The sequence below is a fragment of the Alishewanella jeotgali KCTC 22429 genome, from assembly GCF_000245735.1.
In the GTDB taxonomy this organism is placed as follows: Bacteria; Pseudomonadota; Gammaproteobacteria; order Enterobacterales; family Alteromonadaceae; genus Alishewanella; species Alishewanella jeotgali.
Genome location: NZ_AHTH01000036.1, coordinates 1 through 14,133 on the forward strand (window position 1 = coordinate 1; position 14,133 = coordinate 14,133).

Sequence of the window (14,133 nt, forward strand, 5' to 3'; positions counted from 1 at the left end):
ATAGCTCAGTGGTGCTGGACACCGGACGATCTGATAGAGTGTGGATAATATGGGGGAGCAATTTGTGGGGATCCCTCAGGCAACTTACTCAAAACGTGTATCGAGATTGATAGTTTACTCACAAAACGCAACTAAGAATTAGTAATTAAAGCCGGGGTAGGGTATTTGTTAGTCGCAGCTACCCTAGCTTGCATGACCCCATGCGGGATAGAGATAAACCCATTTTGTAAGTTCTATTACTGGCAAATCGATTCACAGGGGAAACATTAAGATGACCAAGCCATCCATTAAAAATGAGCAGGAATATGCCGCGGCATTAGAAGCATGCTTGAAGCTGAACCAGGCACGGCTGAAGGTGATAAATTTGATAACTTGGCAGAGATGATCGAAGAATATGATGATATTCATCACAAACTCAACGAGTAATAAGGTGCCAATTTGATCTGTGAATCTTCACTAAGTGCCAAAAGCGGACATTTTTTACCATTCATTCGACGCTTAGTTACTGTGTTTATATCCAATATAGTGATAGTGCTACCAGTGCTTTGATAGACGGATGAACCCGTACTTGTCGGCCGAATTTAACATCAATTATATCTATAAGCTGTTGTAAGCCTTAAGATAAAGGAGTACTGTTCTTTATAAAAAATTTACAAAAGCAGGTTGATCCATGCTTAATTACGGGTCGACCTGCCGAATAATTGTTAAATTCCACGGGAAGATTTCGTGCAACAAGATACTGAGAAATATCGACAGATTTTTGAAAGCATGTCTCCTGAGGAAGTAGAGGAGATGAATCGCCTCAATAACGAGGAACATCAAAGACAAGTCCAAGCCTTCAAGGCCGGATACGAAAAAGGAATTTGCTATTTATGCGGCAAGCCTTTCAAGACTATAAGCAAGGATAATCCCTGCTTGCATTGGCTCTTGAGACAATGCAAGTTCGAGAAAAAGGACTTTCCGAAAGTATATGAGAAATACGGCTACGGAAACATAGCTGCATTCGTTCGATGGTGTGCGAATCAAGAGAAATTGCTTTCAAATATTAACGATTTAGATGACGAAAGGTCGGAACGGAAGGTTTTATCCTACACAGTGAAGTGGAAAAATATTGAATGGACATTTGACTGCTCTAAAAATGATTTCGACGGGCACCAAGGAACCTCGATAAACTACCCACATTACCATTTCCAAATGCGGATTGATGGGCGGCAGTTTATAAACTTTAATGACTTTCATGTTCCTTTTACTGACTACGATTTGTTTGTCCTGAAAAATAGTATTGAGCAATCTGATTGGTTCAAACAGGACTTTGGAGCGATCGGCTCCGGAATGCAAAAAGCCGTAAGCGTCGACTTAAATGATATTCTTGAGCATACAACTCGGTCAGACAACGAAGATGAAGCGGTTTATCACTTTTCGACAATGATTGATGCAAGGGATAATCCGATCTCTGGTGAAGAGATCTATGAGATGCAACAAGAAGCAGAGAGAACTGGTAAGTCTTTTGCCTATATTGCTCAAAAAAGGCTAAAAGATCGCGCGAAAGTACAAACAGTAGTGAGTCCTGCTGACTCTATTCCAGATATAGCATCTAGGACGGAGCACAAGCGCAGGTGAAATTTAACCAAGCCAAGCACTGCGACGTTATGCAATCAAGGAAAAATTGTGATCTTTGATGATTATTTCTTGGTAATTCCAGTTTATCGATTGCCTGAGAGTGAGTATTTTTCGAAAATGAATGATGACTTTGAGAGACTAATCTCAAAATCATGGGATGCAAGCTTCCGGCATAGCAATCCGAGTTTGGTGGAGAATTGGAGAAAAAGTCACCGCTCGTCATATGGTGGTGATTGGGAATTCAATGAGGTTATTGGGTACATTAAACTTTTCTTCATGGGAAGCCAGGTTCGAGGTGAATACTGGAGTACTGAGCCACGAAGAAAAGTAAAAACAAGAAAGAAGCAGTTCGAATTCAAGGCACATAAGCTAGTCGCTGAATGCGAGATTTGGGATAAAACAAATGATGGTGTTTTAGCAGCTATTGAAGATTATTTGTCTCGCTGTAAAAAGAAATTAAAAGGCCGCCATATTGACTTGCGAGAATTTGAATCACTTAAAGCACATATTGATTGGTTGTCAGTTCATAAAACCAAAAATACATTTGCATAACTTAATCATCCGTCATTTCACTCTGAAGTCGCCCCCACAAAGGCTTTAATTGTTTCCGGATTGCCTGCGACTGCATAATTTTTGCGGCACGATAGCCGTAGGTAACGAAATTTCGATTGCTGAGGTGTGAATAACGTTCATAAAGCTTGTGTTTAAATAATCTGGTAACTTCCTTACCGGCAATAATTTCCTTGAAGTTAGCCTTGCGCTGAGTTTTTTTAGCCAGGCGAACGCCTGATTTCATTCGGCCCGAAAATTTTGCCAAAGCTGCTGAGCGAATTAATTAGTGCTGCCCATCAAAAATAAAACCAAGGTACTGTAACGGTTTATTTGATTGCATCACGGAACCAGACGGCCAGAAATCACGGACCTCAGTTTTTTTAGGGTTAATATCTAGTTTTACTTTGGCAATTTCAGCGATTACAGCCTTCTCTACTAAGTCTTTATAAGCCGTCGGGACAATAAATAACATGTCATCACAGTATCTGTAGTAACAGCCATTGTACTGATCAGAGATATTCTTAGCTGCAACATCAAACGTCAACATATAAATATTCGATAAAAGAGCGCTAATAGGAGAACCTTGTGGTACTCCCTTTGAATCTGTATTTACCTGAATTAACTTATTTGCACGAATAACGCGACGGAACACTTCTGGACATATTTTAAATCGACCATTTTTTGGATTGTTCTTCGCTATTTTTAATAGCTCATATACCGTATCACGGCATACTTTCGAAAAGCGGGTAATTGAGCGAAATACATTGAAATGATCATTTGGCAGCTTGTCGGCCCCTAAAAGGTAACACCAATGCTCTTTTAATATTTGATGATCTAAATTGTCGAAAAAACCTGTTATATCAAGTGCTATGGCGCTGCATGATCTACGCTTTTTCACTTCCTCAAAAGCGTCATTAGCAAAATCGATATTATTCTTACCCAGAGTTCGGAATGCAATTACATTCTTATCTAAACCTCTTTCCTGCAGAGCGACCTCATATCTAGCAGACAATACTCTGGAGTAATATGAATAAATATGGGAATCAAGATGGCTAGCATAAGCTATAGGGCGTTGTTTTATTCTCTTTTCAACTTCACCGTGGCTGTTCTTAACAACCTTGAAGCTTTCGATGGTGTAATGTAACAAGGGGAAAAAGGCATGTGTGGCAACACGCTTGGTATTTGTAACTATTGCCGTTGCCTTCTTTAAACCGATTGGTGCATCAAAATGGATATAGCCACGCATTCGATACCAATCATGTTTTTTTACCATCAGCTAATCCTTGCTGCTAAGTGCAAAACCTGGAAAGGTAAGGGATTGTGGCCTTCCAATTCCCGATCCAGGCTTAACAAACGTATTTTATTACGCATTCACAGCGCTAGACGCTGGGCCACAAATGTCAGGTATGATGTATAATATCATAGTGTCAGGAGTGTTCGACGTGAGTCTATTAACCGTCTGCTGTAGCTTCAAGAAGCGCCTGTTCCAGTTCATGGTTCAGGTAGCCCTTGACAGCTTGTGATACACCTTAGCCCCTCAAGAGCTAAGCAAATTCATATTATTACCTTATTTAGTAACATTCAAGAACAAATAAGCTCCACTCTATAGTTTCGTTGGAATTAGGCTCGAGATGTCTGCTATTCGCTCAAAGTGAAGATCGTCTTTGTGCCAAAATGCAGAAATTTCGCTTTTCATGTACCAAAGTTCGCTTATACGTGTTATCAGAACTCTCGTACAGCAAACTGGCAAAAGAACTAAACGTTGTTGCAAAGTAAAATTTCGCACACGGGAAGAAAAAGCTAAGTTGCGGGCGATGCCAACGGTGTCGGAGCTCTTTTACCAATTCTATTTACCGCAAGCTAAAAGTCCAAAAAGACCCAGCAGCGTAATGAGTAACGTCTTGTTGACCACTGTCGCAGTATCCTCGGCTTACGTTATGACGAGCTGACGGTTAATCATGTGATGAAGCTGCAAATGGGTATTGCCTCACACAAAGAAAGGGAAGAGGGATATCAGCCTGCTACCGTTAACCGTGTGATTGCCGTTAACGTCCGCTACACGCCCTGAGCGTATATCGTCGTTCTTCCGTTAGCGGGATTGGTTGAACGATAAAAAAGGGTCAACAGTCAATATTAGTTGGTCACTGCTATCCACTTTACTCAACACGAAATCTCTTACCAAGTATATCCCTTCTGGAGTCATTAATTTTCTGTTTATTGTTCCATGATGGATTCGTTGCTGCTCCCTCATTTAGATCTTTTCCAGTTTTGTGGCGTCAAAAAAATTCTGTGTTGTGCTGGGCATGTTTGTGATGCAACATGCGGAGGAAAACAGCAATATGCCCACATTCTTGCCAAACGTACATATTTAAACGATTGAAATATATAGAATAAATTCCCTCCCCCCCGAGATATATGTCTTTTTCTGTATAAAAATTTTTATACACAGACAGCCCAAAAAAAGGGTTTCTGTGTAAATGACCCGCCGAAAATCTGGGTTAGTCTATGCGTAGTTATTTGCAGGAGCTGCTCATCGTGAACGCTATAGCACTCAAGAAGATTAATTTTGCTGTTACACGCAACTCGCATGCAATTAAAGAGCTTCAGGTTGCATTAAATCTTGTTCAATATTTATTTGATTCAAATAAAGAAAATTATTTATTGGAAAAAATCTCTGGAAGCAATGTTTTAAAAAGCGGCGGAAAACTTTATGCATATGAAAATTATGTACTACTAAAAGCTGTAGCGTGCTTGCAACCTGAACGTGAAATAAATTTCAATATTCAATCCTTAAAAAAACGTGAATCTCTTCATGAAAAAATCATTGCAAGAGCCTATTTGGACTGTTTTTCCGTTTTTGATTTTAAAACAGTTTTTTTAATTGAGGACTTACTGAGAAAAGAAGTTGGAATTCAGGGCTTTATAAGTGCCGGTGCAATTTCAAAAATAGTTAGAATGCACCGAAGCGCAATTTATAAAAATAAGAGTTGTGAAATTAAACCTAGCGAAAATTTAAAATTAGATTTGAGCTCAGAGCTTTCCCATATCCCTAAGAGGACGATGTCGAAATGAAAGAAATTTATGAGCACTTTAACATACCTTTAGATTTTAAAATTGAGTCAATTTCGGATCGGCTACTTGTTTTTATTAAATATCTTTTAATAATTGAAAATCCACAGGAGTACTTGAAAAGACTGTATGAGACTTGGGTTTTAAAATTAAATGATGTAGCTTCAAGTGATGAAAATTACGTTACTCGAAAGGAGTTATTTACGTATCTTAAAAAATTCCCATTTATTTCAACGCTTCTTTTGATCAGAGTACCTGGTAATGACATTTTGGAGGACTGCGAGCCAAATCGCCAAATCGCAATATTAGCTCATGTATTTAATTGTCGGGGAAATGCTGATTACAGCGCTTATCTTGATTTTTATAAAGTTTTCATTGAGCGACCTAAATCTACAATCCTCTCTGTAAGAGAAATTTTATCCTTATCAAGTTTGGGTCTCAAAAAATATTTTGAAAATGCAAAAGAATCTAATGTTTTTGATTATGAATTAATAGTTCAATATCTTAATCATCCTTTCAAGAGGCTGGATTGTGATAAGAAAAGTGTCATTTCAAATGACTATGTTATATCGGAAGTGATTGATGAATATGATGGTTTTAAAGTTTCAGCAGTCAATGTTTCAAATTTCGACGAATCTGAGGGAGGATCCTTTTTAAAACTCGAGACTGAAATTCCATTAACTACTACTCAGCAAAAAAACAAATTTAATAAACAAAAATCAGGTATGCAACGTGCATTCTACAATGTCGAGTTATGTGTTTTTTCGAGCATAAAGTACGCGTTGCCTGATGAAGTTTCGCTGCTTTTTGATGTTCTATGCCCGCATTTAAAAACAGGTGAGTACTCAAAAATTTCTATTGATACAGGGAAGAAATTGATTGTTTTATTTTTGAGTTTCTTTGGTTTAAAAAATCCACTTTCTATTGTTTTGCGAAACCTGTCATCTAAAAAAGATTTTTTGCCTGATGAGAACGAAATATATGTGGAATATTCTTTTGTGGGCAACGTGAAATCAACGTTGTGCCGGTTGAGTTTGCCTGCAAATTTCTTAAAAACCAATCCCCCTGCTGTTTGTGACGATAGAATTCATTATCAAACAGTTGATCGTATTTCATTTGAGTTGCCTCATCCTCTGACACTAATGTTTCATATTGTGCTTCATAGTATTGGACCTGATAAACGGAGAGCGCATGCGCTAAATGTAGCGTTTGATATGACAGAGCAAAAATATAAAAAATGGCTCAGGACTGGTCTTAAAAATTCGGGCTTAAGTAGAAAATCGATCACCATACGTGCAATTCATTCTGCTTTTTTAGCATTCAGTCGTGAAACTGTGCCCGAAAGCATGATGCGATATTTGTCTGGTCAACCCGCGATTCAACAACACTATGTGTGTTTTACTGCAGCCGAATTTTCAGGCCACGTGCTAAAAATCTGGCGGAGATTTTGTAGTGCATTACGAATTCACATTAAAGACCAAACAGCAGATAGCAATAGCATTTCTGTCTCCGGAGATGAGATTTATAACCATGTCGGTTCTAAAATCACAATTCGTACCGATGTTTACGATGCGTTTTTTAATGATTTCTCAAAGAAAATTGGCGGTCTCAGTCCTGTTGGCGTGCTTAACAACGCTGCGCTGTACATTCATATGCGCATCGCGAGCACGTCTGGACTGCGACCTGTCAATGAACCCTATCCTAATTTAGCTCATACAGATTTAGCGCACGGCATTTTTACTGTTGCAGACAAAAGGGTACATTCGCAAGAGGAGCGCAGGCTAATTGTGTTAGCACCCTCCGCTGCCTCACTATTAGCATGTTGGCGTCGCGCGGCGGAAGCATTTTCAAAGAGAGTGCCTCTTTCTCCTCCTGCTAATTGCCTAATGTTCTGGCAAAACGGCTGGATTTCACTAAAACGCGCTGTGATAAATGAACAATTAGAGCTCATCACAAATGAGCAGCTCTCAGCGTATTCAATGCGACACACAGCCGCGACTGGTCATATTTTTCTCAGCTCTAATTTCAATCAGCGCAAATTAGACATGCTTCTGAATCATTCGCGCGCGGGAGTGAGTGTTTGGTCACGTTTTGCCATGGCTGCACCAGCGCAATTGATAGCGATGCAGCAACAGGCAATTGCATTATATGACAGTAAATATGCTGAACAGGATCGCATGATAATCAATGCCTTGACGAGGATTTTATAACCTATGAATCTGAGCGATCTACTCATAGCCGCGTTCGAAAAAGATGCTTTTTTGCATAAAAATTACGTGGACTTTGCCATCCATGTGATTGAGTCAACTCGATTATTCAGGAATGTACCGGTTGCCCCCAATTTGTTGAGTCAATCTGCTTCGAGGGTTTACGAATATGCACATTCAAATATTGAGATAACAGTGCTACAAAAATCGCTCTCAGCGTTATTTGAATATTACGCAGGGGCACAGAAAAATATCATCCCACCGCCAATACTGTTACCGGTTGAGGCGCCCGAACAGTTCTGGAATGAAACTCTGCCGGGTGTCAATTTATGCAACACTCTCATTGCTGCGGCATATCAAGGTGCTAAAAACGTCGATGAGGATGTCAGACTTATTTCTTTGTTAATCCTACTCGCCAGGCATTCGGGCATAGAAAATTTGCAGTCGATTAGAGCACTCATCTCAACACATTCCAATTATATTATTTTGGATTCTGAAATATGTATTTCAAAAGCGGATGAAAAATTATTTTTTCTCGATGGTATTTGCCTATTTTTAATCAAAAAAATTTGTGAGCTGCGACAGCACGCAACGTCTGATAAGGATCTGAAGAAGCTGTTTAGAAAATGGTCAGATCATCTTGATTTTAGGTCAGATTTCGATTTCAACCACGCGTTAATGGCCGTTAACCTGATGACAAAACCCATTTTTTCACGGACGCTCGGCCAATTGGATCACGAGCTCAGTCTGCCCTCCTACATCTTTGCTCTAACGCAGATTCATCAAGCCGATGAACTTGATACACAACTGAAAACGAGGAAAGGCCGACTGAAAAAATTTGATATTGACGGACTTCTGCCATCGCCGTCAGAAATGGCTTTCGAACATTACGGTTATTTTTGCTCAGATTTTGATAAAGAGGCGTTTGACGTGCTAAGTCTGACCCTAAATCGATTTCGAGCAGAGTCTACCAGAGAGCGGCACCAAGGGTCTGCATTTAAGTCAGCCTCCGTTAAACTTTATCAGTTGTTAGAGATGTCACGAACGCGCTGTAGCGCCATCACGTTTTTTTCTATTCATTACTGCGTAAAAATTTTTATTCACGGTACACCGTGGAAAGATCGGCTTCGAATTTCAACTGTACTTGAGTACTCATCGCGCATTCAGAATTTTATTAATAATTGTTTTTGTGACGACAATCTCATTGCTCATGCACAAGAAAATCAAGGCGTGCTCAATGATTTAACTGATTATGTAGCAGACGCGATCATTGGGATCACCTCCCCCAGTATTCAAAATACCATTTTGATTTTTCTTCAATTTCTGTATACCCACACCGCAGTAAAATTTTTTGATGAGACACGTCTTGAATATCGCGGGGCGGGTGCAATGCACGTGCGTTCGCATTACCTCGCTCCAGAAATCTTTGAGCACATCCTTGAAAACGTAGCAGAAAATTCAATTGAATCAATTTTTTCACATACTCTCTGGTTTCTAAGGCTTTGCTATTACCTGGGTCTGAGAAATTCAGAAGCTGAAGGGCTAAAAATCATCGACATTTCAGATAGATGTATTTACGTTTCAAATGATGAATTGCGTAAATCCGGAGCAGGCTATCGCCGGGTATTTTTGTCATATATACCCCCCAGTTTGCACAATTCATTTAAAGCATTTTGCAAACGGCGCATCGATGAAGGGGGCGAGTTTTTATTTGAGCCCAGATTTATTAATTACTATCTGGATTCTGTCATGAAGGCTCTGAAAGCGGCCTCAGGTATAGATGATTTAGTGGTGCATTCGTTAAGACATTGTGCAGCAAATAACCAGCTGTGGATGTTATTCATCGCCGCGTTTTATCGATCTGATTTGATAACTAAATATTCATTTCTGAATCATGAGTTATTTTCAGAGTCGGCGCTAAAAAATATCAGAGAAGATTTCAGACGTGCTGGCCGAGAATTATCAATCATTACACCCATATTTGAAATTGTTTCAACATCATTGGGACACTGCTCCCCAGCTATTACCGCTGCAAGTTATTGGCATACATTAGGTCTGCTTGAGTTTGAAATAAATCCCATACGAGCATTTAATCCGGATGAGGAGTTTATCTCTGCGATATACGGAAATAACTACAAGTACGATTTTATTCACTCAAATTTAAAGAACGGGTCAGTCCCATTTAAAAATTTAATTCATGGTTTTACGAATTGTAAAAAAGTGGGCAAGAAGAGCACTAAGCTACATTGCGCTGTCAATACTAAGAAGCACGTCACCTTCCTGACGTTTATAGATGAAGTGTTTGCCTTCATCGAATCGCCTGATAAGTGCGCAGGCGAATTAAAAAGTTTTCTGCAAAAAAATCTGCCCAGTTCCAAAAATCAGGAGATTAGCCAATATAAACGCACATGTTTTCTGAAATGTGCGGAAATGGCGAATGAGATAACGGTCAATTCCAATGTGCGCAATGCATTTAAAGCAACGCAGCGAATGATCGAGGCTGACCGCATAACGGATGTCAGAACACTGCGGCATTTTCTGAAGGTCTTGAGTTTGACCTGTCCCTACCAATTTAAATTAATATTTTTTCATCATTCTGATGGGCAATTGCCTTTGCCGTGGCAAGAAGCAATTAATTATTACAGATTCAGTGAACTAATTAATTTAGAAGTCGGAGAAGCCAATTTTTTATCTCTCAAATTTTTAAAATCAAGTAGTGAAAAAGTTCTTGCATTCAAAGCGGTGGTTAAATTTTTTAATCTGTATCTTGAGTTGATAGCCGGTGGTTCCAATGAATAAAATATATGTGACAGGTTTTTTATTAAATGTTCTGGTTAAAGCTCTGTGTGGTACCACAGGAAAGGCAAATTGCTTTTTTGGACGAAACACTGAGCTGTTAATGTATACAAAACATGGTAGCGATATTCTCACTGTCAAGTCTCGATCAGATATGGGGCCCGGGAAAGTTTTCTGTAATTTACCCTGTGTTAAAGTTCCTGATTTTGAATCGAATTTTACAATTAGTATCGAATCGCTGAGGATTGGTTTAGATAAAATTGGGAATCGGGATGCATACAATGTTAGTGGCTGTTTTGAATTTGACTCAGACGGTAATATCAATTTTTTTTCAGCGATTAATAACCAGTTTTTTAATGACGAGAAATTATTCGATGATGTGAGAGGGCATTCCCCCTACAAAATTAATGTCGATGAATATGCATCATCTATAGAATATGTATCCGGAGAATTTGCCGTAGGCGATTTTAAATTTCCAGTGCATGGTGAACTGGTCACGAAATTAGAGCAAGTGTATGCGATTGCAAAGCTGGTCAATAAATCTTCGAAGCCAGTTATTTTATTTCATTTTTCTTCGAAGGGTCTGACATTGAGATTGCAATCTTTCGCGGTCAACGCGTCTGTAAAGTTGCTTGAAAGAGATTTTGAAAAAGATGAGCTCAGGGCAGTGAGTATAGATTCATTTCAATGCCTAAAAGACGTACTTGCAGGTTTTAAAACAGCATCTAGCCATAATTGCTTTGTACTGGTGACTGAGAACTGGTTTGCAATTGAATATTCTCGCTTTTATGTTCAAATTCCGCTGATATGTTTGTCTGAGATTTATTTAGATAAGGGGCAGCAAACTTTTTCAGGCGGTGAAGTGGAATTTTGCAATCGAGGTCTGATGCAATTTATTGGAGAATTGAAAATCTCAAAGGCATTATCAGATGAGTTTGCAAAACTGCATTTTAAAGATAATGTTTTACACGGATTTTCTGTCACAGAAATAAACTCATCTAAAGATCTCATCAATGCCCAGAATCATGTTGATGTTGATAGTGCGCCTTTTGTAGTGCGCCGCGATATTTTCGAAAAAGGACTGCAATTGTTTGGCCCAAAAACGATTTTAGTTGCAGGTTTAGAAAGGGAGTCTGAAGTTCTGAAATTTTCGTCACGTTCAGCGGATTGCTATCTAATTATTAAAAAAATTCAGACCGATGAGGAAGACTGGTAACGGAACGACCAGTCTGAACTAGTTCAGAGCTTGCTGCTGAAGTTGCGCGTTTGAAGCGTCAATTGGCTGAGCAGGCAGAGGATTTGGCCATCTTAAAAAAGGCGGCCACCTACTTCGCGAAGAACCAAAAGTAGCCCGGTTTGAGTGATGATCCAATGGTTAGAATGAACTCAGATCATAAAATAGTACACTTTAGCAACTTGGACAGACAACTTATCTGCAGTCGGCAAGATTGTCTTTTTTATTTGTTCAATAATCCTTGCGAAAGTGCCTCTGGCAATCCAAGAGCCTGACCAAAGTGTAAGATATTTTGTTTTCTTAACTCTCCAAAATGAGCTGCCGTTCCCATTTATTGTTAATGGCACTTAATTTACCACCACAGTACAAAGGTTCCTTACTACGTGTTGCAAATTAATCGCACCATCACTCCATGGATAGTCCCAGTTCGTCGGATAGTGGCTTTGTGCCAATAGCAGAAATTCACTGAGATTCGATTAAATCGGAGCTTTTCACTGAAAGCGGACATTGCGGCGACCGAATATACCGAGGCTCTCGAAATTTTCGTGAAGTTCTCGCCTTGCCAACTCGTAAAAAAGAAATTTTGAAGACACCCAAGCATTTTCAAATGTGATGAACTGGAATTTCTATCCATGCTTAGCTGCCAACAGAATGATTAGCTGAACAGGTAGACAAAGTTTGATAACATAAGCCCATATTTACCAAAACAGGATGGATACCCCCGATGTAGTTCACTGTGTTCTCACTTACTATCAATAAAAGCTCAGGTGCTTTTTGTGGTTGCGCCCTGCTTTTGTTTATGAGGCTTCGCTCGTGAGTCGCAGTTGTTGCAGCTGGTTGGTTTTTCAGATCACTTGGTGATCTGCTGTTTTGGAAATGAATATGTTGAATTCCCTTCGGCAGCATTGGCTGTCTAATGTCCGTGCGGATGTGTTATCCGCAATCGTTGTCGCACTCGCCCTTATTCCAGAGGCTATTGCCTTTTCGATTATTGCCGGGGTAGACCCAAAAGTTGGTTTATACGCCTCCTTTGCCATTGCCGTGATCACGGCGTTTGCCGGTGGCCGTCCGGCGATGATTTCTGCGGCGACCGGCGCGATGGCGCTGTTGATGATCACCTTGGTCAAAGAGCATGGTTTGCAGTATTTATTGGCTGCCACGCTGCTCTGTGGCGTGCTGCAAATTCTGTTTGGTGTGCTGAAACTGGGTGAGCTGATGCGTTTTGTATCGCGCTCGGTCGTGACGGGGTTTGTCAATGCACTGGCTATTTTGATTTTTCTGGCGCAGCTCCCAGAGCTGACCAATGTCACTTGGCTTGTTTATGCAATGACTGCTGCCGGTTTAGGCATTATTTACCTGTTGCCGCTGGTAACCAAAGCTGTGCCATCACCGCTGGTGTGTATTTTGGTGCTCACCGGTATCGCACTGTATTTTGGCATTGATGTGCGCACTGTGTCCGATATGGGCGAGCTGCCTGATAGCCTGCCCGTGTTTTTATGGCCAGAAGTGCCGCTGACTTTTGAAACCCTGCAAATTATCTTCCCTTATTCGCTGGCGTTGGCACTGGTCGGTCTGCTCGAATCACTGATGACCGCCACAATTGTTGATGATTTAACCGATACCAACAGTAATAAAAACCGTGAGTGTGTTGGGCAAGGCATTGCCAACATTGGCTCAGGTTTAATCGGTGGCATGGCCGGTTGCGCCATGATTGGCCAGTCGATGATTAACGTCAAATCTGGTGGTCGCACCCGTTTGTCGACGCTGTTGGCCGGTGTGTTGTTGTTGTGTTTTGCCGTATTCTTAGGTGATTGGGTCGGCCATATTCCGATGGCGGCGCTGGTTGCCGTGATGATTATGGTTTCTATTAGCACGTTCAACTGGCAGTCGGTCAAAGACATGCGGACCAATCCGAAAAGCTCCAGCATTGTGATGCTTTCGACGGTCGCAGTGGTAGTGTACAGCCACAATCTGGCGCTGGGTGTGTTTGTGGGCGTATTAATGAGTGCGCTGTTTTTTGCCAATAAAATTGGCCAGTTGCTGGCCATTGAGGCTGCTGTAACCGCCGATGGACAATGCCGTATTTACACTGTCACCGGCCAGGTGTTTTTCACTTCTGCTGAACCCTTTGTGCAAAGCTTTGATTTCGGTGAAACCTTGCCCAAGGTGCGGATTGATTTAACCCACGCTCATTTTTGGGACATCACCGCGGTCAGTTCACTGGATAAAGTCGTCTTGAAACTGCGCCGCCAAGGCATTGAAGTCGAGGTAATTGGGCTAAACGAAGCAAGCGCCACCTTGGTGGATAAATTTGCTATTCACAACAAACCGGATGCGATTGAACGACTGATACATTAACTGATGCATCATAGATAGTGCCGTGTGTAACCCATCCTGCTTCGGATTAACGTAGCAGGATGGTATCCTGCACAGTGCCACCCTGATGCACGCCGCCTACATTGCTTTGGGCCGTCGATTAGATTGTCTTGATATTCCTGTTCTAAATCGCAACAGCAAAACGGCACCTTGACTTCACTTTGCTTGTTTCATAAACAGTCCGAAAGTCTCTCTTAAAGCACATTGCTTGGAATGTAGTGACACATTGAATTAGACCATCTAATTAGAGATAACACTCAGGGCTCTCGAAAAATCGAA

Annotated in this window: 9 protein-coding genes and 1 pseudogene; 8 read left to right on the top strand and 2 right to left on the bottom strand. The window is 40.6% G+C overall.

Annotated elements, in window-relative coordinates:
- The first annotated feature begins 726 nt into the window (after positions 1-726).
- Both AJE_RS10515 and AJE_RS10520 read left to right on the top strand, forming a co-directional pair.
- The gene (locus AJE_RS10515) at positions 727-1,620 is read left to right on the top strand and encodes a hypothetical protein (RefSeq protein WP_008950823.1); all 894 of its coding nucleotides are present in this window, start codon (positions 727-729) and stop codon (positions 1,618-1,620) included.
- 48 nt (positions 1,621-1,668) lie between these two features.
- Positions 1,669-2,172: a hypothetical protein gene (locus AJE_RS10520; protein WP_008950824.1), complete on the top strand. Its 504-nt coding sequence runs from the start codon at positions 1,669-1,671 to the stop codon at positions 2,170-2,172.
- A gap of 1 nt (position 2,173) precedes the next feature.
- On the opposite strand, the gene AJE_RS18785 is transcribed toward AJE_RS10520, so the two are convergent.
- Positions 2,174-2,416 (bottom strand): hypothetical protein, encoded by a 243-nt coding sequence (locus AJE_RS18785; RefSeq protein ID WP_237709340.1) that lies wholly within the window; start codon positions 2,414-2,416, stop codon positions 2,174-2,176.
- A gap of 39 nt (positions 2,417-2,455) precedes the next feature.
- A complete protein-coding gene (gene drt2 / locus AJE_RS10525) occupies positions 2,456-3,445 on the bottom strand; it encodes an antiviral reverse transcriptase Drt2 (protein ID WP_237709341.1) in 990 nt (329 codons plus the stop codon).
- A 1,232-nt stretch (positions 3,446-4,677) separates the two neighbouring features.
- On the opposite strand from drt2, the gene AJE_RS10530 reads away from it, so the two are divergent.
- The 6 genes and pseudogenes from AJE_RS10530 to AJE_RS10550 all read left to right on the top strand — a co-directional run bounded on the left by AJE_RS10530 (position 4,678) and on the right by AJE_RS10550 (position 13,836).
- The gene (locus AJE_RS10530; protein ID WP_008950825.1) at positions 4,678-5,244 is read left to right on the top strand and encodes a hypothetical protein; all 567 of its coding nucleotides are present in this window, start codon (positions 4,678-4,680) and stop codon (positions 5,242-5,244) included.
- Positions 5,241-7,451: a hypothetical protein gene (locus tag AJE_RS10535; protein ID WP_008950826.1), complete on the top strand. Its 2,211-nt coding sequence runs from the start codon at positions 5,241-5,243 to the stop codon at positions 7,449-7,451. Before AJE_RS10530 ends, AJE_RS10535 begins: the two co-directional genes overlap by 4 nt.
- Positions 7,452-7,454: 3 nt before the next feature.
- Positions 7,455-10,247: a site-specific integrase gene (locus AJE_RS10540; protein WP_008950827.1), complete on the top strand. Its 2,793-nt coding sequence runs from the start codon at positions 7,455-7,457 to the stop codon at positions 10,245-10,247.
- Positions 10,240-11,460 (top strand): hypothetical protein, encoded by a 1,221-nt coding sequence (locus tag AJE_RS10545; protein WP_008950828.1) that lies wholly within the window; start codon positions 10,240-10,242, stop codon positions 11,458-11,460. Before AJE_RS10540 ends, AJE_RS10545 begins: the two co-directional genes overlap by 8 nt.
- A 23-nt stretch (positions 11,461-11,483) precedes the next feature.
- Positions 11,484-11,605 (top strand): annotated as a pseudogene (locus AJE_RS18215) (IS3 family transposase); the annotation flags it as partial.
- Positions 11,606-12,360: 755 nt separating this feature from the next.
- A complete protein-coding gene (locus tag AJE_RS10550; protein ID WP_008950829.1) occupies positions 12,361-13,836 on the top strand; it encodes a SulP family inorganic anion transporter in 1,476 nt (491 codons plus the stop codon).
- Positions 13,837-14,133 lie beyond the last annotated feature (297 nt).